At 66.4% G+C, this 19332-nt stretch carries 23 protein-coding genes; 6 read left to right on the top strand and 17 right to left on the bottom strand.

Annotated features, from left to right (window positions below):
* The first annotated feature begins 81 nt into the window (after positions 1–81).
* Both ACQY9P_RS00830 and ACQY9P_RS00825 read left to right on the top strand, forming a co-directional pair.
* The gene (locus ACQY9P_RS00830; RefSeq protein WP_421737143.1) at positions 82–699 is read left to right on the top strand and encodes a peptidylprolyl isomerase; all 618 of its coding nucleotides are present in this window, start codon (positions 82–84) and stop codon (positions 697–699) included.
* 85 nt (positions 700–784) lie between these two features.
* Positions 785–979, top strand: a complete 195-nt coding sequence (locus tag ACQY9P_RS00825; RefSeq protein WP_421737144.1) for a hypothetical protein — start codon at positions 785–787, stop codon at positions 977–979.
* Positions 980–1042: 63 nt separating this feature from the next.
* Here the strand turns inward: ACQY9P_RS00825 and ACQY9P_RS00820 are convergent, their stop codons facing one another.
* The 5 genes from ACQY9P_RS00820 to ACQY9P_RS00800 form a co-directional block, all read right to left on the bottom strand.
* Positions 1043–2980, bottom strand: a complete 1938-nt coding sequence (locus ACQY9P_RS00820) for a CocE/NonD family hydrolase (protein WP_421737145.1) — start codon at positions 2978–2980, stop codon at positions 1043–1045.
* A gap of 175 nt (positions 2981–3155) precedes the next feature.
* Positions 3156–3818, bottom strand: a complete 663-nt coding sequence (gene purQ, locus ACQY9P_RS00815) for a phosphoribosylformylglycinamidine synthase subunit PurQ (protein WP_421737146.1) — start codon at positions 3816–3818, stop codon at positions 3156–3158.
* A 55-nt stretch (positions 3819–3873) separates the two neighbouring features.
* Positions 3874–4362: a DUF3291 domain-containing protein gene (locus ACQY9P_RS00810; RefSeq protein ID WP_421737147.1), complete on the bottom strand. Its 489-nt coding sequence runs from the start codon at positions 4360–4362 to the stop codon at positions 3874–3876.
* Between the two features lie 275 nt (positions 4363–4637).
* Entirely contained in the window at positions 4638–4814 is a 177-nt protein-coding gene (locus tag ACQY9P_RS00805) for a rubredoxin (RefSeq protein WP_421737148.1), read from the bottom strand.
* Positions 4815–4821: 7 nt separating this feature from the next.
* Positions 4822–6096, bottom strand: a complete 1275-nt coding sequence (locus ACQY9P_RS00800) for a cytochrome P450 (RefSeq protein ID WP_421737149.1) — start codon at positions 6094–6096, stop codon at positions 4822–4824.
* 86 nt (positions 6097–6182) lie between these two features.
* Here ACQY9P_RS00800 and ACQY9P_RS00795 point away from each other — a divergent pair, with 86 nt between their 5' ends.
* Complete coding sequence (locus ACQY9P_RS00795) at positions 6183–6809, top strand: TetR/AcrR family transcriptional regulator (protein ID WP_421737150.1); 627 nt, start codon at positions 6183–6185, stop codon at positions 6807–6809.
* Positions 6810–6818: 9 nt separating this feature from the next.
* On the opposite strand, the gene ACQY9P_RS00790 is transcribed toward ACQY9P_RS00795, so the two are convergent.
* The 3 genes from ACQY9P_RS00790 to purC all read right to left on the bottom strand — a co-directional run bounded on the left by ACQY9P_RS00790 (position 6819) and on the right by purC (position 8226).
* Positions 6819–7049, bottom strand: a complete 231-nt coding sequence (locus tag ACQY9P_RS00790) for a hypothetical protein (protein ID WP_421737151.1) — start codon at positions 7047–7049, stop codon at positions 6819–6821.
* 12 nt (positions 7050–7061) lie between these two features.
* A complete protein-coding gene (gene purS, locus ACQY9P_RS00785) occupies positions 7062–7301 on the bottom strand; it encodes a phosphoribosylformylglycinamidine synthase subunit PurS (RefSeq protein ID WP_421737152.1) in 240 nt (79 codons plus the stop codon).
* A gap of 166 nt (positions 7302–7467) precedes the next feature.
* Complete coding sequence (gene purC / locus ACQY9P_RS00780; protein WP_421737153.1) at positions 7468–8226, bottom strand: phosphoribosylaminoimidazolesuccinocarboxamide synthase; 759 nt, start codon at positions 8224–8226, stop codon at positions 7468–7470.
* Between the two features lie 367 nt (positions 8227–8593).
* Between purC and ACQY9P_RS00775 the strand changes: the two genes are divergently transcribed.
* Positions 8594–8911 carry a DUF1476 domain-containing protein gene (locus ACQY9P_RS00775; RefSeq protein ID WP_421737154.1) on the top strand — a complete coding sequence of 106 codons (318 nt, stop codon included), beginning with the start codon at positions 8594–8596 and terminating at the stop codon, positions 8909–8911.
* 62 nt (positions 8912–8973) lie between these two features.
* On the opposite strand, the gene ACQY9P_RS00770 is transcribed toward ACQY9P_RS00775, so the two are convergent.
* From ACQY9P_RS00770 to ACQY9P_RS00755, 4 genes are all read right to left on the bottom strand, one after another.
* The gene (locus ACQY9P_RS00770) at positions 8974–10467 is read right to left on the bottom strand and encodes an amino acid permease (protein WP_421737155.1); all 1494 of its coding nucleotides are present in this window, start codon (positions 10465–10467) and stop codon (positions 8974–8976) included.
* 174 nt (positions 10468–10641) lie between these two features.
* Positions 10642–11421, bottom strand: coding sequence for an ethanolamine ammonia-lyase subunit EutC (eutC, locus tag ACQY9P_RS00765; RefSeq protein WP_421737156.1), 780 nt, complete (start codon positions 11419–11421; stop codon positions 10642–10644).
* Positions 11418–12794 (bottom strand): ethanolamine ammonia-lyase subunit EutB, encoded by a 1377-nt coding sequence (locus ACQY9P_RS00760; RefSeq protein WP_421737157.1) that lies wholly within the window; start codon positions 12792–12794, stop codon positions 11418–11420. The genes eutC and ACQY9P_RS00760 overlap by 4 nt, the downstream gene beginning before the upstream one ends.
* 95 nt (positions 12795–12889) lie before the next feature.
* Positions 12890–14896 carry a M13 family metallopeptidase gene (locus ACQY9P_RS00755; protein WP_421737158.1) on the bottom strand — a complete coding sequence of 669 codons (2007 nt, stop codon included), beginning with the start codon at positions 14894–14896 and terminating at the stop codon, positions 12890–12892.
* A gap of 143 nt (positions 14897–15039) precedes the next feature.
* On the opposite strand from ACQY9P_RS00755, the gene ACQY9P_RS00750 reads away from it, so the two are divergent.
* Both ACQY9P_RS00750 and ACQY9P_RS00745 read left to right on the top strand, forming a co-directional pair.
* A complete protein-coding gene (locus ACQY9P_RS00750) occupies positions 15040–15282 on the top strand; it encodes a type II toxin-antitoxin system Phd/YefM family antitoxin (protein WP_421737159.1) in 243 nt (80 codons plus the stop codon).
* Positions 15279–15665: a type II toxin-antitoxin system VapC family toxin gene (locus tag ACQY9P_RS00745; RefSeq protein ID WP_421737160.1), complete on the top strand. Its 387-nt coding sequence runs from the start codon at positions 15279–15281 to the stop codon at positions 15663–15665. Before ACQY9P_RS00750 ends, ACQY9P_RS00745 begins: the two co-directional genes overlap by 4 nt.
* On the opposite strand, the gene ACQY9P_RS00740 is transcribed toward ACQY9P_RS00745, so the two are convergent.
* The 5 genes from ACQY9P_RS00740 to ACQY9P_RS00720 form a co-directional block, all read right to left on the bottom strand.
* Positions 15649–16176: a DNA-deoxyinosine glycosylase gene (locus ACQY9P_RS00740; protein ID WP_421737161.1), complete on the bottom strand. Its 528-nt coding sequence runs from the start codon at positions 16174–16176 to the stop codon at positions 15649–15651. The genes ACQY9P_RS00745 and ACQY9P_RS00740 overlap by 17 nt on opposite strands.
* Positions 16173–16775: a 2OG-Fe(II) oxygenase family protein gene (locus tag ACQY9P_RS00735; RefSeq protein WP_421737162.1), complete on the bottom strand. Its 603-nt coding sequence runs from the start codon at positions 16773–16775 to the stop codon at positions 16173–16175. The genes ACQY9P_RS00740 and ACQY9P_RS00735 overlap by 4 nt, the downstream gene beginning before the upstream one ends.
* A gap of 2 nt (positions 16776–16777) precedes the next feature.
* Positions 16778–18088 carry an adenylosuccinate lyase gene (purB, locus tag ACQY9P_RS00730; protein ID WP_421737163.1) on the bottom strand — a complete coding sequence of 437 codons (1311 nt, stop codon included), beginning with the start codon at positions 18086–18088 and terminating at the stop codon, positions 16778–16780.
* A gap of 328 nt (positions 18089–18416) precedes the next feature.
* Positions 18417–18911 (bottom strand): RidA family protein, encoded by a 495-nt coding sequence (locus ACQY9P_RS00725; protein WP_421737164.1) that lies wholly within the window; start codon positions 18909–18911, stop codon positions 18417–18419.
* A 23-nt stretch (positions 18912–18934) separates the two neighbouring features.
* The gene (locus tag ACQY9P_RS00720; RefSeq protein ID WP_421737165.1) at positions 18935–19324 is read right to left on the bottom strand and encodes a c-type cytochrome; all 390 of its coding nucleotides are present in this window, start codon (positions 19322–19324) and stop codon (positions 18935–18937) included.
* Positions 19325–19332 lie beyond the last annotated feature (8 nt).

Raw genomic sequence — 19332 nt, 5'->3', positions numbered from 1 at the left:
TGCGAAAAGGCGACTGGCCGGGGGCGGTGTTGTCGGCGAAAACAAGGGAGTCGCGTCGTGGCGCGGCCTGGAGATCCGTCGATGCCAAGCTCAATCGCCCTGGCCACCAGCCGCCGCGCCCTCGTCTTGGGGCTGGCGACCCTGCCGCTGGTCGCCGCCGCGCCGGGGCCGGTGCGCGTGACCCTGGCCACGGAGCTGGGGCCGATCGTGGTCGAGCTCTATCCCGACAAGGCGCCGATCACCGTCGCCAACTTCCTGGCCTATGCCGACCGGCATCTGCTGGACGGGGGCAGCTTCTATCGGACGGTGGGCCCGAAGAACGACAACAATCCCGCCACCATCAGCGTTATCCAGGGCGGGCTGAATCGCGACGACAGTCCGCTGCCGGCCATCGCCCACGAGACGACCCGGGTCACCGGCATCCGCCACACCGACGGCGTGATCTCGATGGCGCGCGACGCGCCGGGTTCGGCGGGCTCGGAATTCTTCATCTGCCTGGGGGACAATCCGGCCCTGGATTTCGGCGGCGCGCGCAACAAGGACGGCCAGGGCTTCGCGGCGTTCGGCAAGGTGGTTTCGGGCATGGATGTGGTGCGCCAGATCCACGACGCGCCCACCGTCAGCAAGGCGGACGATCCCTATCTGAAGGGGCAGATCCTCGCGAAACCCGTGAAGATTCAGAAGCTAAGCCGCAACTAAGGCAGCGGAGCCTTAGGAACGCCCCCCGGCGCGGACCGTTCTTTCATCGTGCGCCACAAGCGCGCTGTGCAAAGGAGCAAAGCCGATGGCCGATAACAATCGCAATCCCCCGCAACAGCAGAACGACCCCGCCCGACAGGCCCCCGGGCAGCAACAGCAGCAGGGCCGGCCCAAGCTGCCCGAACAGGGACGAAATCCCGGCGGTCAGGGTGATCAGGCCGCGAGCGCGGCCAGGTCCGATCAGTTGAAACGCGACGACGACGTGCGGCGCGATCGCTGACGCGACACACAGCTTCCGAAGGTGGAGGGCCGGCGATCATTCGCCGGCCCTTTTTCCTGGTCGCTACTTCTCGACGACCGGCAGCTCGATGAAGCTGGCCGTGTCGCCGGCGTGGAACACCCGCTGGGTCGCCTTCACATAGTCGGCCGGCTTGGCCAGGAAGATGTTGGGCACGAAGGTCTGCGGGTTGCGGTCGTACAGCGGGAACCAGCTGGACTGGACCTGCACCATGATCCGGTGCCCCGGCTGGAAGGTGTAGTTCGCGGTCGGCAGGATGAACTGGTACTTTAGCGGGGTGTTGGGCTTGAGCGCCTTGGGTTCGCTGAAGCTTTCGCGATAGCGGCCGCGGAAGATGTCCATGCCGACGGCCAGCTGGTAGCCGCCCAGTTCGGGCTGGCTGGGGACCTCGTCAGGATAGACGTCGATCAGCTTGACCACCCAGTCGGCGTCGGTGCCGCTGGTCGAGGCTGTCAGGTTGACCTTGGGCACGCCGGCGATGGTCAGCGGCTTGTCCAGCGGCTCGGTCGTATAGGTCAGCACGTCGGGGCGGTCGGCGAAGGCGCGCTGGTCGGTCACCAGCCACTGCTTCCAGCGATCGCCGTCGGCGAAGCGCACGGGACGCGGCAGATAGGGCACCGGCTTGGCCGGATCGGAGACGTATTCGTCATAGGCCGCCGCGCCTTTGGCCGCCGCCGGGGCGGCGAAGGACAGACCGCCATTGGGCTCGAGATACAGCGGCTTGGACTTGGCCTGGCAGTTGCTCTCGCACGACAGCGGCCAGCTCTTGAAGCGGTCCCAGTGATTGGCGCCGGGGTTGTAGATCAGCACCGGCGGGGTGTCGGCCTTGGGCGCGCCGTCCTTCAGATACTGGTCGAAGAAGGGCTTGAGCACGTCGCGGCGGAACTGCAGGGCGGTGTCGCCGTCCCACTTGAACGGACCCAGGTTGTAGGCGTCGTAATTGACCTGGCTGTGCCGCCAGGGGCCCAGCACCAGATAGCTCTTGTCGTTGCCTGCGTCCTTGGGCTCGGTGGCCGCATAGGCGTGGACCGCGCCCCACATGTCTTCCTGGTCCCACAGGCCCTGGATCCACATGGTCGGCACTTTCAGCGGCTGGTCCGACATGGTCTTGTCCAGGGCCTGCTGGCTCCAGAACGGGGTGTAGGCCGCGTTCTCGACCATCTTCTTCCACCACGGCAGCTGGTCCAGGCCATTGAGCTTGGCGTAGTCGCCGGCCGAGCCCGCCTTGAGGAAATTGGCGTAGTCGTCATAGCCGGAGCGACGAACGCTCTCGCCCGCGCCCCGCACCGTGGTCTGGCCGGTGAAGTAGTCGAAATTGGGCTGGCGGAAGGCCCCGTGGTGGAACCAGTCGTCGCCCATCCAGCCGTCGACCATCGGGCTCATCGGCGCGGCGACCTTCAGGGCCGGGTGCGGATTGACCAGGGCCATCACCACCGTGAAGCCCTCATACGAGCTGCCCAGCATGCCGACCTTGCCGTTGGTCTCGGGCACGTTCTTCACCAGCCAGTCGATGGTGTCATAGGCGTCGGTGGAGTGGTCGACCTCGGACGAGTTGAGCGGCCCCTTCAGCGGCCGGGTCATCACATAGTCGCCTTCGGAACCATACTTGCCGCGGATGTCCTGGAACACGCGGATATAGCCGCCGTCGGCCACGAAGGGCTCGTCGCCCTGGGGCATGGCGGCCAGCATGTGCGGGCTGTCGTTGCGCGCGGCGCGCTTGGCGGCGTTGTACGGCGTGCGGGTCAGCATGATCGGCAGGCTCTTGCCGCCCTTGGGGACCACGATGACGGTATAGAGCTTGGTCCCGTCGCGCATGGGGACCATGACCACGCGCTTTTCGTAGTCGAAGCCGACCTTGGCGGCGACGTACTTGCCGTCGATGTCCGGCGTCATCGCCGGGGTCTGGGCGTGAACCGCGGTTGCGACGGCGGTCAGGGCGACAGCGGCCAGCAGACCGGCGCGCAGGGTGGTGACGAGACTCATGATGGCCCTCCAATACGAGGCGCGCACCTTAGGATCGGTTTTCGCGGAGTGCTATGATGTAACGTCTAAGTCTGTCATCCCGGGCGCAGCGGAGCGAAGACCCGGGACCGCAACAGGCTTAGTGTTTCCGGTGGTCCCGGCTCGGCGCGCTGCGCGCTTGGCCGGGATGACAGATCTAGGCGCTGGCGAAAATGCTGCGGAACAGGATCGCGCCGTCCTCGGAGCCCAGATCCGCGTCGAACGAACGGTCGGGGTGGGGCATCAGGCCCAGGACATTGCCCTTGGCGTTCATGATGCCGGCGATGTCGCGGGCCGAGCCGTTGGGATTGTCCTTGTAGCGGAACACGACCTGGCCCTCGCCTTCGAGGCGGTCCAGCGTTTCCTCATCGGCGAAGAAGTTGCCTTCGCCGTTGCCGACGGTCATCACCGCCTCGCGCTGTTCGCCGAACTCGGCGGTGAAGCGGGTCTGGCTGTTGACGATGTCCAGTTCGACCGGCTTGCAGATATATTTCAGCTTCTCGTTGCGCAGCAGGGCGCCGGGCAGCAGGCCCGCCTCGCACAGCACCTGGAAGCCGTTGCAGATGCCGACCACGGCCATGCCGTCGCCTGCGACCTTGACGACGTCCTTCATGATCGGGCTCTGGGCCGCCATCGCGCCGCAGCGCAGATAGTCGCCGTACGAGAAACCGCCGGGCAGGACCACCAGGTCCAGGTCGTCCGGCAGGGACGTCTCCTGGTGCCAGACCATCTCGACGCGGGCTCCGGCGGAGCGCTCGATGGCGACCTTGCAATCGCGGTCGCAGTTGGAACCCGGGAAGACGATGACGGCGGCTTTCATGGCGCGGGCCTGTAGCACCGTTCGCACCGGCTGTCAGCGGTTGGGGGCGGTAAATCTAGGCTCCGCATTCATCCAGCACCGGCGTCACCGGAACGGCGTCGGGCGCAGGGAAGGGCGTCCTGAAGGTGAAGGCGCGGTCCGTGGGGCCCAGCGCCTCCAGCAGCGCCAGCCTTTCCTTGGCCTCGTCGATGGTCGGGCGGTGGCCTGCCGGCACCCACCACAGCACCATGAACACGTCCATATGCTCGAACCACTCGCGGCGGCGGCGCATGATCTTCACGTGGTCACCGCGATAGACGAAGGCGCCCAGCGACGGGATGTCGGCCCAGACCGACATGTTGATGGCGATCAGCGGGTCTTCGTAGGGGGCAAGGTCGGTGGCGTTGTTGCCTTCGCCGGTCAGCCGCCAGACGAAGCCGGGCGAGGCCTCGGCGATGGCGTTCACGGCGTCGAGATTGTCGGCGAAGTCCTTGATCATCGGATCGTCGATCGGCGCGCGAAGGCGACCGATATTGACCTGCGCGAGGTGGAACGTCGCGCTCATGGTTTTCTCCTGAAGGTCGCCAACCGAACATTGTGTGGCGAAGCTTCGAGGGCAAGGGGCTGTTGCTAGGGTCCACATTCAATTGCGCGATGAGCTACCCCATCTTCCGTCTTCCCGGCGAAAGCCGGGATCCAGATCGAGCCCACAGATTGGGTCGGTTTCGCGCTTTTGAGGGCGCATCACCCCCACACGCTCAGGATGGATCTGGGCCCCGGCCTTCGCCGGGGAAACGGGGTGAGGGTTTGAGAGGCTTGCGCTGGAATTGAGTCTGAACCCTACAGCTCGATCATGTCGAAGTCGGACTTGGGCGTGCCGCACAGCGGGCAGATCCAGTGGGCGGGGAGGTCCGCCCACCGGGTTCCGGGCGCCAGGCCTTCGCCCGGATCGCCTTCGGCCTCGTCATAGATGTAGCCGCAGGTTCGGCACTGCCAGACCTTGAAGGGCTCGCTCATGGTCGCCTCAGTGCATCTTGAAGCGGATCGGCACGGCCTTGGGGCCGCAGACGAAGTTGGCGGTCATGCGGGTAGGCTGGCCGTCCAGTTCAACACTCTCGACACGGGCGAACAGTTCCTCCCACAGCACCCGCATCTCCATCCTCGCCAGGTGCTGGCCCAGGCACACGTGGGCGCCATAGCCGAAGGCCACATGCTTGTTGGGCGTGCGGTCGATACGGAAGCTGAACGGATCCTCGAACACCGCCTCGTCGCGGTTGCCCGACGGGTAGGACAGCATCAGCCAGTCGCCCTTGGCGATCTTGCGGCCGGCCAGTTCGGCGTCGGCGGTGGCGGTGCGCATGAAGTGCTTCACCGGCGTGACCCAGCGGATCGACTCCTCGACCAGGCCGGGGATCAGGCTGGGATCGTTTTTGACCCGGGCGAACTGGTCTGGGTTCTCGGCCAGGGCCCACAGCGCGCCGGCGGTGGTCGAGGAGGTGGTGTCGTGGCCGGCCGTGGCGGCGATGATGTAGTAGCTCATCGCCTCCAGGTGGCCCATCGGCTCGCCGTTGATCTTGCCGTTGGCGATGATGCTGGCCAGGTCCTCGCGCGGATTGGCCCGGCGATCCTCGGTCATGGCGTTGAAGTACATCATGAAGTCCATGATCACCGACTGCAGGCTGTCGATGCCCTCATTGACGTTGGTGGCGATCTTGCCGTCGCGGTTCAGATCGGGGTCGGCGCTGCCGAACAGCTCCTGGGTCAGTTTCAGCATGCGCGGCTCGTCGGCCTCGGGCACGCCCAGGACCTCCATGATCACGTGCAGCGGATAGAGGAAGGCCACGTCGCGGGCGAAGTCGCAGCGATCACCCTGGGCGGCCATGCGGTCGACGAACCCCCGGGCGATCTCGCGGATCCGCGCCTCCAGGGTCCGCAGGTTCTGCGGCAACAGCGAGCCCTGGGTCACGCGGCGATAGGCGAAGTGGTCGGGATTATCCATCTGGACCAGGGAGCGCACCAGATGGGGCGAGCCGCCCATCATCTCGCGCACCTTCTTGTCGGCCTCGATATTGGTGACGATCGTGGCGCGGTCGCCATTGTGAAACAGCTCATTCTGGCGCTCGACTTCCAGGATGTCGGCGTGGCGGGTGACCACCCAGAAAGGATCGAAGCCGTCGGGCTGGGCCACCTCCAGCGGGCTTTCGCGGCGCAGCCGGGCGAAGGCCTGGTCGATGCGATCGCCGTCGGCATAGGCCTTTGGGTCGACGATGGTGTTTGCGATATCAACGGGGATGGTCATGCGCGAACTCCTGGCTCCTCCGGGAGCGGCTCTGCGGCCGCCTTTGTTATTTGCTAGTTGTTCAACAAATAAGTAGCCTTCGCAAGATGACATCCACCCTTAAGGTTCCGCTTGTCCGTCGCAGCCAGTCCGACCGGCGTCAGCAGTCTGAAAGCGAGCTGCTGCGCGCGGCGGCCGAGCTGATCGTGGAGCGCGGCATGGCCGCGGCCACCTTCGAGAATATCGGGGCGAGGGCGGGCTACAGCCGGGGGCTGGTCAGCCAGCGGTTCGGCTCAAAGCAGGGGCTGATCGAGGCGTTGATCGTCAGGCTTCAGACGCGGCTGCAGGATCTGCTGGCCGATCGCCAGCTGGACTGCGCCAACGGGCTGGAGGCGATCCTGGGGTTCGTCGACATCTATCTGCGCAATCTGGCCGACGATGGAGAGATGCGCGCCTATTTCGTGCTGATGGCCGGGGCGGTGGCCGAGGTCTCGGACCTGCGCGGACCGTTCGCCGCCGTGCACAAGGAGGTGGAAACCCGCCTGGAGGCGATGTTCCTGCGGGGGCAGGCCGAGGGCGTGATCCGTCAGGGCCTCAACGCCGACGCGGCCGCCCTGATGGTGGGGGCCCTGCTGCTGGGTCTCAGCACCCAGATGCTGGTGGATCCCGGCCTCGATCTGGAACCGATCCGGGAAACCAGCCTGATGACCCTGAGGGTCAGCTTCAGCGCTTGACGGCCTGCCTCAGAGGACAGGTTCGGAGAGCTCCAGCCGGCGTTCAATGCGGTTTAGGCGGCCGTCCTGACGATCCAGGGCCAGATAGACATTGGCGACGTCCTGATGGGTCGCCAGCATATGCCCGCGCATGGCCTGAAGTTCGGCCTTGAGTTCGCGGACATCCAAACGAACCTGCGCCACATCGTTCTGGATGGCTTTCAGGACCTCATAGATCAGGTCGTTTGTGGCTTCGCCCATTGGCGTATCCCGTTAGCCCAAGCTGACAGAATAGCTTTCGATCACGGTATTGGCGAGCAGCTTGTCGCACATCGACTTGACCTCGGCCTTGGCCTTTTCGGCGTCGCCGTCGGCGACGTCGAACTCGATGGTGCGACCCACGCGGACATTCTTCACGTCCGCCCAGCCCAGGCCATGCAGGGCGGCTTCGACCGCCTTGCCCTGAACGTCGAGGACGCCGGGCTTGAGGAACACTTGGACCTTGGCTTTCATCAAGTTCGACCTTCTTCGACCCTCTCCCAGAGGGAGACGGAGGGACCCATGCGCGGCATGGGCGGGTGAGGGGCTACGGGGCCAACCGGAGAGGGTTTAACCCCTCATCCTCCCGCGCCTGCGGCGCGGGCCCCTCCTTCTCCCTCTGGGAGAAGGTTCCAATGGGCTAATGCATGCCGCCCTGAATGACGGTGGGCATTTCCTTCATGATACCCAGGCGGCGGGCCACCTCGGTATAGCTCTCGATGACATTGCCCAGATCGCGACGGAAGCGGTCCTTGTCCAGCTTCTCGTTGGTCTGGCTGTCCCAGAGGCGGCAGCTGTCGGGGCTGATCTCGTCGGCCAGGATGATCCGCGAGAAGTCGCCTTCATAAATGCGGCCGAACTCGATCTTGAAGTCCACCAGCGTGATGCCGACGCCGCTGAACAGGCCCGACAGATAGTCGTTCACCCGCAGGGCCGTGGCCATCATGTCGTCGATTTCCTGGGTGGCGGCCCAGTTGAACGCGGTGATGTGCTCCTCGGAGACCATCGGATCGTTCAGCTTGTCGTCCTTGTAGTAGAACTCGATGATCGAACGCGGCAGGGGCTGGCCTTCGGTCAGGCCCAGGCGCGTGGCGATCGAGCCGGCGGCGATGTTGCGCACCACGACCTCGAGCGGGATGATCTCGACTTCCTTGATCAGCTGTTCGCGCAGGTTCAGGCGGCGGATGAAGTGGTTCTGCACGCCGATGCCGTTCAGGCGAGTCATGACGTACTCGCTGATGCGGTTGTTGATGACGCCCTTGCCCTCGAGCTGGGCCTTCTTCTCGCCGTTGAAGGCGGTGGCGTCGTCCTTGAAGTACTGGATCAGGGTGCCGGGCTCGGGGCCCTCGTACAGAATCTTCGCCTTGCCTTCGTAGATCTTCTTGCGGCGGGTGGTCATGGCTCTCGTCGAGGCCCTTCATGGATGCGAAGCGCGTCCTCGTCGAAGAAACGAAAAGCGCGCGCGGCGGATAGCTGCGCGCGGCGTTCGACTCAAGGCCGCTCACTAAAAATGTCAGTCGGAACTTATCTGAATGACGGGCGGCGCGCAAACGCGGGGTCAGGTTCCGTTCAGCTTCGAACGCCTAAACCGAACCCGCGACGTATCCGCCGATTGCGGCGGCGCCCGTCACGGGATATGCAGCCGCCTAGATCGCGATAGCCGAGGCTGGGTGCCGGTTTCGGCGGCCATCGCACCACAGATATTTCAGTTGGAGCCCGCCCGCTTCGTGTAGAATTGGCGGACTCCACACGACATTGGGGCCTTCATGACCACCTTCGACGACCGCGAACAGGCTTTCGAAAACAAGTTTGCTCACGACCAAGAGCTTGAATTCAAGGCGACCGCGCGCCGCAACCGCCTGCTGGGCGAATGGGCCGCCGGCCTGATGGGCCTGACCACGGTGGAAGAATATGCGCGCGCCGTCGTGAAGTCCGACTTCGAACAGCCCGGCGACGAGGATGTGCTGCGCAAGGTCTCCGGCGACCTGAAGGGTTCGGGCGTCTCGGTGTCCGAAGCCGAGGTTCGCATGAAGATGGACGAGCTGCTGGCCCAGGCGCGCGAGCAGATCAAGACCGGCGTCTGAGTTCACGCGCCAACGCATGAACAAGGGCCGCCCTCGCCGAGGGCGGCCCTTTTCTTTTGGCCCTAGTGGGTCTCGTAGGTCGCCTTGCCTCCGCTGATCGCGAAGGCTTCCTCGGGCGACAGCACCAGCTTCTTGCGGCCGAACGCGGCGAAATAGGCGATGCCGATCGCGAACCAGATCGCCACGCCGATCACGCCCCCGCGATAGATCGGGTCCTTCAGCTGATAGACGATCGTCACCAGCGAGATGACCACCGTCAGGCCCGCGCCGGTCAGGCCGAACCGGCTTTTGTAGGGCCGTTCCATGTTCGGGAACTTGCGGCGCAGCAGGATGAACGACACGCCCTGGGCGACATAGGACAGCATGGCTCCAAACACGGCCATGTTCAGCAGCGTGCCGCCGATCACCGCCGCGCCCTTCTCGGCGCCCAGGCCGAACCATACCGCCAGCATGACCAGCAGGCCGGCCAGCGAGCCGGTGATCAGGGCCACGTCCGGCGTCTTGCGCACGCCGTGGGTCACCGACAGGGCGCGCGGGAAATAGCCGGCCCGCGACAGCGAATAGATCTGCCGACCATAGGCGAAGATGATGGCGTGGAAGCTGGCGATCAGGCCCGCTACCGCCACGGCCGCCAGGACCTTGGCCAGGGCCCCGCCGTAGATCGCGCGGAAGCCGTCCAGGATCGGCTCGCCGGACTTCGACAGGGCGAAGGTCCCGGCCGGGATCGACGCGTTCAGCCACAGCACCAGCAGGGCCGAGACGATCAGGGTCAGCATGCCCAGGATGATGCCCTTGGGCAGATCGCGCTGCGGCGTATGGGATTCCTCGGCCGCCAGGGGCAGTTGCTCGATGGCCAGGAACAGCCATACCGCGAACGGCAGCTGGGCCAGGGCCCCGCCGATGCCCGCCGGCAGGAAGGGGCCATGGCCGTTCGGCAGCTCTGTCCCGCCGGGACCCACGTTCAGGGCGTATTTCATGAAGTCGGCATGGGGCAGGGCGCTGATCCAGAACACCGCCAGGCAGGCCAGGGCCAGCAGGGTGATGAACACGGTGAAGCGGAACGACATCGCCACGCCGCCGGCGTTCAGGCCGACGAAGACGATATAGGCCCCCACCCAGTAGAGCGGTTGAACCCAGGCCGGCGTCTCGAAGATGCCCCCCAGATAGCTGCCGATGAAGAAGCAGACGACGGCGGCGGTCAGCACATATTCGACGTTCTCGCACAGGCCGGTGATGAAGCCGCCCCACGGCCCCATGGCGGCGCGGGCGAAGGAGTAGGCCCCGCCGGTGTGCGGCTGGGCCGCGGCCATTTCCGCGATCGAGAAGGTCAGGCCCAGATACATGACGGTGATGATCAGGGTGGCCACCAGCATGCCGCCCCAGCCGCCGACGCCCATGCCCAGATTCCAGCCCGAGAACTGTCCGGAGATCACCGCGCCGACGCCCAGCGCCCACAGCGAGAAGACGCCCGCGTATCGCTTCAGGCCCCGCTTGTCGAAATAGGCCTCGTCGACCTTTTCGTAACTGACGCCGCCGCCTGCTGTTGGTTCGCTCATTCTTCAGCCCCCTGAGTGCGAAATTGCTCCCGAAGCTGCGCCCTGGCGGGAGCGTCGGCCACTCTGGCGGGAGATGAAAGGCCGTTTCGGCGATCAACGTTCACTATTTCGGCGCCAGAGGGGGATGGCGCGCAAAACCATGTCATCCGGTCGCGGAGAGCCAGGGATGAAATTCTATGCGGATGGCAGGGTGGGATGGGCCACCAGCAGCGCCGTGTCGCTCTCGTCCTTCAGAGCCACCCCGCTCTCGCCCAGGCGCAGGGCTTCGCGCGCCAGCCAGACCAGCTTGGCCGCGGCTTGCGGGTACGACAGCCCTTCGCCCCGGATATTGGAGACGCAGTTTCGCGCCGCGTCGGTCAGCCCCACCCTCGGCGCGAAGGTCAGGTAGGCGCCCAGGCTGTCGGGCGACGACAGGCCCGGCCGCTCGCCCACCAGCAGCAGGACCAGGCGAGCGCCCAGGATCTGGCCCACCTCGTCGCCCAGGGCCACGCGGGCCTGATGGGCGACGGCGACGGGAGCCAGACTCCAGCCCTCGGCGCGGACAAGCGGCAGCAGGGCGGCGATCAGCGGCGCGGCGTGGGCATGGACAGCGGTGCTGGACAGGCCGTCTGCGACAACGATGGCCAGGTCCGCCGGCTTGTGAGAGCGCGCCGTCAGCAGGTCGCGGCTGGCGGCGGACAACCGTCGCCCCAGGTCTGGCCGACGCAGATAGGTCGCGCGGTCGGGCGCGGCGCTCTCGACCGGCAGGGTGGGCAGGCCCAGCGCTTCGATGGCCTCGGACACCTCCCCGGCCTGGAAGGCCGTATGCACCGCGTCGCGCGCCTGGGCGTGGGCCAGGGCGAAGGCCAGCACCTCGTGGGTCGGCAGGCTGGCGCCTGTCCGGCCCAGGGCGATGCGGGCGGTGGTGTGCCGGCGCAGGGCCGTCCAGGGATCGGGCGGAACGGGCGCCGTCATGCGCCGACCGTCAGCAGCGGATGGCCGGCCGAGGACGGCGCCAGGCGGCCGTCGGCGCCGGTGATCTTCAAGCGCTCCAGCCAGGCCTCGAACTCCGGCGCGCGCTTCAGGCCCAGCAGATCGCGGACATAGAGGGCGTCGTGGAACGAGGTCGACTGGTAGTTCAGCATCACGTCGTCGGCGCCGGGCACGCCCATGATGAAGGTGACGCCCGCCGTCGCCAGCAGGGTCAGCAGGCTGTCCATGTCGTCCTGGTCGGCCTCGGCGTGGTTGGTGTAGCAGACGTCCACGCCCAGCGGCGCGCCCAGCAGCTTGCCGCAGAAGTGGTCTTCCAGCCCCGCCCGGATGATCTGCTTGCCGTCGTAGAGATATTCGGGGCCGATGAAGCCGACCACGGTGTTGACCAGCAGCGGCTCGAACGCCCGCGCCACGCCGTACGCTCTGGCCTCAAGCGTCTGCTGGTCGATCCCGTGATGCGCCCCGGCCGACAGGGCCGAGCCCTGGCCGGTCTCGAAATACATGACGTTGTCGCCCACCGTGCCGCGCTTCAGCGACCGGCCGGCGTCCAGGCCTTCCTGCAGCAGCGACAGGGTGACCCCGAAGCTGGCATTGGCCGCTTCTGTGCCCGCGATCGACTGGAACACCAGGTCCACCGGCGCGCCGCGCTCGATCAGGGCGATGGCGCTGGTCACGTGGGTCAGCACGCAGGACTGGGTCGGGATCTCGAAGCGCTGGATCACATCGTCCATCAGTCGGACCAGATCGCCCAGCACCGACAGGTTGTCGCTGGCCGGGTTGATGCCGATCACCGCGTCGCCGCAGCCATACAGGAGGCCGTCCAGCATCGAGGCGGTGATCCCGGCCGGGTCGTCGGTGGGATGGTTGGGCTGCAGCCGCACGGCCATGGTCCCGGGCAGGCCAATGGTGTTGCGGAACCTGGTCGTCACCCGGCATTTGCTGGCCGCCAGGATCAGGTCCTGGTTGCGCATGATCTTGCTGACCGCGGCGACCATTTCCGGTGTCAGCCCCGGGGCGAGGCGCGAGAGCGCCGCCGGTGTGGCGCGCTCCGACAGCAACCAGTCGCGGAAGCCGCCGACGGTCAGGCTGGCCACCGGCGCGAAGGCCGCCGGGTCGTGACTGTCGAGGATCAGGCGCGTGACCTCGTCGGTCTCATAGGGGACCAGGGCCTCGGACAGGAAGGCCTTCAGCGGCGTGTCGGCCAGGACCATCTTGGCGGCGACGTTCTGCTGGGCGGAGGTCGCCGCGACGCCGGCCAGCACATCGCCCGAGCGGAGCGGCGAGGCCTTGGCCATCACATCGCCCAGCCCCTCGAAGGCATAGGTCGTTCCGGCCACGGCGCGCGCATAGGTCATCGCGCCAGCCTGCCTCCGAAAACTGATCCCGACAAACAAAAGCGGGGGCGTGATCACCACGCCCCCGCCATTGCCGTGCTTGTGGTCAGCCGACGCTACCAGACCCGCGAGCGGGCCTCGGGCTTGAGGTAATAGGTCTCGCCCGGCTTGACGCCGAAGGCGTCGTACCAGGCGTCGACATTGCGCGTCGGACCGATGACGCGGAACGCCGAGGGCGAGTGCGGATCGGACGCCATCTGCTGCTTGAGCGAGTCGTCGCGCGACTTGTCCTGCCAGGCCTGGGCGAAGGCCAGGAACAGGCGCTGGTCGCCGGTCATGCCGTCGATCACCGGCGCCGGCTTGCCGCCCAGCGAGGCGTGATAGGCGTCGAGCGCCACCTGCAGGCCGGCCAGGTCGGCGATGTTCTCGCCCATGGTCAGCTTGCCGTTGATGAACATGCCGGGGGCGGCCTCGTAGCCGTCGTACTGCTTGCCCAGAATTTCGGCCTGGGCCTCGAAGCGCTTGGCGTCCTCGGGCGTCCACCAGTCGCGCAGGGCGCCCTTGGCGTCGATCTTGCGGCCCTGGTCGTCGAAGCCGTGGCTGATCTCGTGACCGATCACCGCGCCGATCGCGCCATAGTTCACGGCCGGATCGGCGGCCGGGTCGAAGAACGGCGCCTGCAGGATGCCGGCCGGGAAGACGATCTTGTTCTCCAAGCCACCGTTATAGGCGTTCACGGTCTGTGGGGTCATGCCCCACTTGCCGTGATCGACCGGCTTGCCCAGGTCGCCCAGGGCGTAGTTCCACTCGAAGGCCCGGCTGCGCTTGACGTTGCCGTAGAGGTCGGTGACGTCGATCTTCAGACCCGAATAGTCGCGCCACTTGTCGGGATAGCCGACCATGACCTGCATCTTCGAGAGCTTGGTCTGGGCCTCGGTCTTGGTGGCGGCCGCCATCCACGGGGCCTTGTCGATGCGCTGCGACATCGCCGTCTTAAGATTGGCGATCAGCTCGACCATCTTGGCCTTTGATTCGGGCGGGAAATACTTGGCGACATAGGTCTGGCCGACCACTTCGCCCAGGCTGCCGTCCACCAGGCTGACGCCGCGCTTCCAGCGCGGACGCAGCGCCGACTGGCCGCTGAGCACCTTCACATATTCGAACCGGCTGTCGACGAACCGCTTGGAGAGATAGGGCGAGGCTTCCTCGATGGTGTGGAAGGTCTGCCAGGCCTTCAGCGTGTCCAGCGACGTGTCGTTATAGATCTTGGCGATGTCGCGCACGGCGGTCTTCTCGCCCAGCACCACCTTGGTCAGGCCGGGCATCCCGGCGGCGGTGAGGTAATCCGACCACGGAAAGTTCGGCGCATAGCTGTTGAGTTCGACCACACTGACGGGGTTGTAGACCTTGTCGATGTCGCGGCGCTCTGCCACGGCCCAGCTGACCTTGGCGATGGCGGTCTCGAAGGCGACGACGTCGGCGGCGGCCTTGGCCGGATCGGCATGGCCGGCCGACTTCAGGGCGCGCTCGACAAAGGCCGTATAGGCCGCCAGCTGCGGCTTGAAGCCGTCGGTCAGATAGTAGTCTCGGTCAGGCAGGCCCAGGCCCGACTGGCCGATATAGATCGTGTTGATCTCGGGGGTCTTGGCGTCCGCGTAGACGTCCAGCGAGAAGATGTCGGCGCCGAAGCCGCCATGGGCGCAGGCCATGGCCAGGGCGAACTCGGCCTTGGTCTTGGCGGCGCCGATCGCGGCCAGGTCGGCCTTCAGCGGCTTGTCGTCCACCGCCTCGACGCGGGCCTCGTCGGTGAAGCTCTTGTAGAGGCCGCCGATCTGGGTCGAGGCGTCGGCGGTCTCGATCAGGGTGCGCAGCTGGTCCTGCGAGCGGTTGAAGACGTCATAGCCGACACCGGCCGAGGGCTGGTCGGCGGGGATCTGGGTCCGGGCCTCCCAGGCGCCGTTGGCATACTTGTCGAAGTTGGTTCCCGGCGAGACCGAGGTGTCGCGCGCGGTCAGGTCGACGCCCCAGGCGCCGTACATCGGCTTGGAATCAGCGGCGAAGGCGGCCGGAGCGGCCAGGCAAAGAGCGGCGGCGGATGTCGCGGCCAGCAGGATCAGGCGCATGATTGGAAGTCTCTCCCCAGGAAGGCGCGATGCTGCCCCAAGCGCGGGCGGAACGCAGATGAAAATCGCGTAATGTGCGGCTTGGCGACGCGCTTGCCTGAAATCGCCGTCTTAGCTAATTTGTTTAGCTAAGTGAGGCCGCCATGACAGTTGTCACCATTCACTACGCCAAGACCAATCTATCCCGCCTGCTCGCCGAGGTCGAAGCCGGCGGCGAAGTGGTCATCGCGCGGGGTAAGACGCCTATAGGCCGTCTTGTTCCCGTTTCGCCGACGCCTTCCAAGCGCGTGTTCGGATCGATGAGGGGGCAGATTGCAGTGGATGAGACGTTTTTTGAGCCTCTGCCCGATGACGAATTGGCGCTTTGGGAAGGCGATACTGTTTGAGGTTCCTGCTCGACACCCACGCCCTGCTTTGGTTCCTCGCGGGCTCTGAAAGCCTGCCGTTGGCGGTGCGTATCGCCCTTCAGGATGATGCGCATGAGGTATTCGTCAGCGCCGTGTCGGCGATGGAGGTGACGACCAAGTTTCGGCTCGGCAAGCTGCCTTCTGCGGAAATCCTGGCCAAGCGGTTCGAAGCGACGGTGGCGGAGAAGGGGTTCTTGCCGCTGCCGATCACGATGGCGCACGCTGAATGCGCGGGGTCTTTGCCCATCTCCCACAAGGACCCGTTCGATCGTCTGCTGATCGCGCAGGGCCTTCTTGAACCGATGACACTGGTCTCCAACGAGCCGGTGTTCGACAGCTTCGGCGTCAGTCGCTTCTGGTAGATCGCGCATCCAGGACCGACGTCAACACGCTCCACGCCGCCGCCTTCTGCGCCAAACTCCGCGCCGCGTGGGCGGGGCTGGACGAGGGCAGGGCGATCAGGGCGAGGCGGTCCGCCGCCGGCGCCAGCAGGCGCGAGCCCAGCCTGGCCGCCGTGCCGCCGTTGAAAGCGACGGCGCGCAGGGCCGGCAGGGTTTCGACCAGGGCCAGCAGGTCGTTGGCGTCGGGTTTGAGGATCGAGGAGTCGAGGCTGCCGCGCCGCTCGGCCTCGGCGACCACGTCCCACAGGCCCACGCCATGTCGTTGCAGGACGGCCAGGCGCTCGGCGTAGGGCAGGGGAACGAGGGCTTCGTCCAGCACGCCCTCCAGCAGGCGCCAGAAGGCGTTGCGCGGATTTCCATAATACTCGCCGGCGGCCAGTGAGGCCTCGCCGGGCAGGCTGCCCAGGATCAGCAGGCGGGTGCGGGCGTCGACGACGGGTGGAAAGCCGCGCTTGCGGGGCGACGTCGTCACCCAAGACGCCCTTCGATGGCCAGGCGTGGCCTGGGCGAGGCCGGCGCCACAGGGGCGATCGAGTGCGGTCGGGCGGCGTCGAACAGGATCAGGCCGCCGAGATCGGGGGCCAGGCCGCGCGCGATGTCGCCGGCCGCGTCGTGGAACAACAGCTGTCCGCCCCAATCAGGTCGCCACCAGCGGGTGAGATCCAGGCTGAAGCCGAGGCCGGTGTCCTGGGTCAGGCCCTGGAAGTGTCCCGGGCCGTAGAGGCGCGCCTCCGCCGTTCGCAAGGTCAGCGCCTGGCCTGTCGCCGCCCGCGCGAACTCCAGCAGGCCGGCGCCCAGGAAGGCCGTCACGGTGTGGATGGGGTGGCCGGGGTCGCGACCTTCCGCCAGGGCGGTCAGCATCGGATAGGCCAGATAGTCGGCGGTTTCGGACGGGGCGGCGGTCGCGCAATCGGCCCAGTCGATGGTCTCTTCGAGCAGTCCGGCCAGTCGGTCAGCGACCGGCGCTTCCAGCGCGGCTTGGACCCGAACCCAGCCCTCGCGCGCCAGGGCCTGGGCGATATCCGCCGGATCCAACGCCGGATTGAGGCGAAGGACCGGCGGCTCACTCATGCTCAGCCCTGTTCGCCGAACACGCGCTTGAAGATCACGTCGACATTCTTGGTGTGGTAGCCGTAGTCGAACAGCTCTTCGAGCACGCTGTCCGACAGGGCCTTGGAGACCACGGGGTCGGCCTTGAGGAAGTCGATGAACTTGCCCTCGCCGCGCCACACCTTCATCGAGTTGCCCTGCACGGCGGCATAGGCGTCCTCTCTGGAGACGCCTTCCTGCGTCAGGGCCAGCATGACCCGCTGCGAGAACACCAGGCCCCCCAGCCTGTCGAGGTTCCTGGCCATGTTCTCGGGATAGATGTTGAAGCGCTCGATGACGCTGGCCATGCGGCGCAGGGCGAAATCGAGGTGGACGGTGGCGTCGGGCCCAATGCCGCGCTCGACCGACGAGTGGCTGATGTCGCGCTCATGCCAGAGGGCGACGTTTTCCATCGCCGGAGTCACGGCCGAGCGGACCAGGCGGGCCAGGCCCGTCAGGTTCTCGGTCAGGATCGGGTTGCGCTTGTGCGGCATGGCCGACGAGCCCTTCTGGCCCGGATCGAACGGCTCTTCGGCTTCCAGCACCTCGGTGCGCTGCAGGTGGCGGATCTCGGTGGCCAGGCGCTCGATCGACGAGGCGACCACGCCCAGGGCGCAGAAATAGGCGGCGTGGCGGTCGCGCGGAATGACCTGGGTCGAGACCGGCTCGACGGTCAGGCCCATCATCTTGGCGACATGCTCTTCGACGCGCGGATCGACATTGGCGAAGGTGCCGACGGCGCCGCTGATCGCGCAGGTGGCGATCTCGAACTTGGCCATGGCCAGGCGCTCCTTGGCGCGCTGGAACTCGGCATAGTAGCCGGCCAGCTTCAGGCCGAAGGTGATCGGCTCGGCGTGGATGCCGTGGCTGCGACCGACGCAGACCGTCATCTTGTGCTCGAGGGCCCGACGCTTCAGCGCGGCCAGCAGCAGGTCGACGCCCTCGATCAGCAGATCGGTGGAGCGCGACAGCTGCACGGCGAAGCAGGTGTCCAGCACGTCGCTGCTGGTCATGCCCTGGTGCAGGAAGCGGGCTTCGGGGCCGACGATTTCCGACACGTGGGTCAGGAAGGCGATGACGTCGTGCTTGGTGACGCGCTCGATCTCGTCGATGCGGTCGCTGTCCCAGACCGCGTCGCGGCCCTTTTCCCAGATCGTCTGGGCCGACAGCTTGGGGATGACCCCAAGTTCGGCCATGGCGTCGGCGGCGTGGGCCTCGATCTCGAACCAGATCTTGTACTTGGTCTGGCTGGACCAGATGGCGGCGGCTTCGGGGCGGGCGTAGCGGCTGATCATGGACGGGGCGTTTCGGCCGGACCGTCGCTTGAGTCAAGCATGATGGCCGGCGCGGGCCGGACAAAAAGACGGCCGCCCTCCAGGAGGAGAAGGCGGCCGAGTCATTGGGAGGAAACGCCCTGGAAGGGCACGACCTGTATAGCGCGGCTCAATTTGTTTGACAACGTTGTCATGGAAATAAATTCCAGAGATGGTGAATAGGCGCTCCCAGACGGTTCGCTCGACGGCGCGTGGCTCGCCAACACCTTGAAAACAAAAGGGAGACAGGCGCGAACCCATCTCCCTCTGTCGATCAATCAGTCCAGTCCGGCCGCGCCGGACGGGACGGCTACTTCTTCTTCGCGGCCTGGACCTCGATCTCGACCAGCATCCCGGGCTGAACCAGCGAGACGATCTGGCTGGTGATGCGCGAGGGCTTGTTGGGCTGTTCGGCGGTGCCGAAGAAGGTCTTGTAGCCCTCCATCATGCCGGGAAAGTCCATCTTGCCGCCCTTGGCCGGGTCACCGACCAGCAGAACGCGCATCATCACGACGTCGCCCATGGTGGCGCCTTGAGTCTTCAGGGCGTCCTCGATGCGCTTCAGCACGCCCAGGGTCTGGGCTTTGGTGTCGCCGAAGGTGGCGGTCAGGGCCGGATCGCCCTTGGGGTCCAGCATCGGCGGGGTCATGCCGCTGACATAGATGGTGTCATAGCCGGCCGGCACGGTGACGACGCTGGCGATCGGCGACTTGGGATCGCCGCCGCGGACGATCTGGGCCGAGGCCGAGCCGGCGAAGACAGCGGCCAGGGCCAGGCCGGCGGCGAGGGGAGCAAAGCGTTTCATGGTCATCTCCTTGAAGGGATCGATCAGTGGGCTTGCAGGCCGCGGGCGCTCGGGGGCGCCTTGCGGACCTTGGCGACATCGGCGGCCGTCACCGGCTTGGCCTTGTTGCCCCAGGACGAGCGGACATAGGTGAGGATCGCCGCCAGGTCGGCGTCGCTGAGATCGTCCTTGAACGCGGGCATGCCCGCGCGGCCGTTCAGAACGGTGCTGACGACGATGGAGGCTTCGCCCTGCACGAGCGGCGAACCGGCCAGGGCGGGGAAGGCCCCCTTGATACCCTTGCCGGTGGCCTGATGGCAGGCCGAGCAGTTGTCCATGAACAGACCCTGCGGCGGTGGCGCGGCCAGGGCGATCCCGGGCGCCGACACCGCCAGGGCCAGCGCCAGCAGGGAAAAGCGGGAAGCGAAAATCATCGGGTCCT

The sequence above is a fragment of the Caulobacter sp. genome (assembly GCF_965279145.1).
GTDB lineage: Bacteria > Pseudomonadota > Alphaproteobacteria > Caulobacterales > Caulobacteraceae > Caulobacter.
Note: the sequence above shows the minus strand (reverse complement) of the source record. Positions and strands in the feature narration are given on the sequence as shown.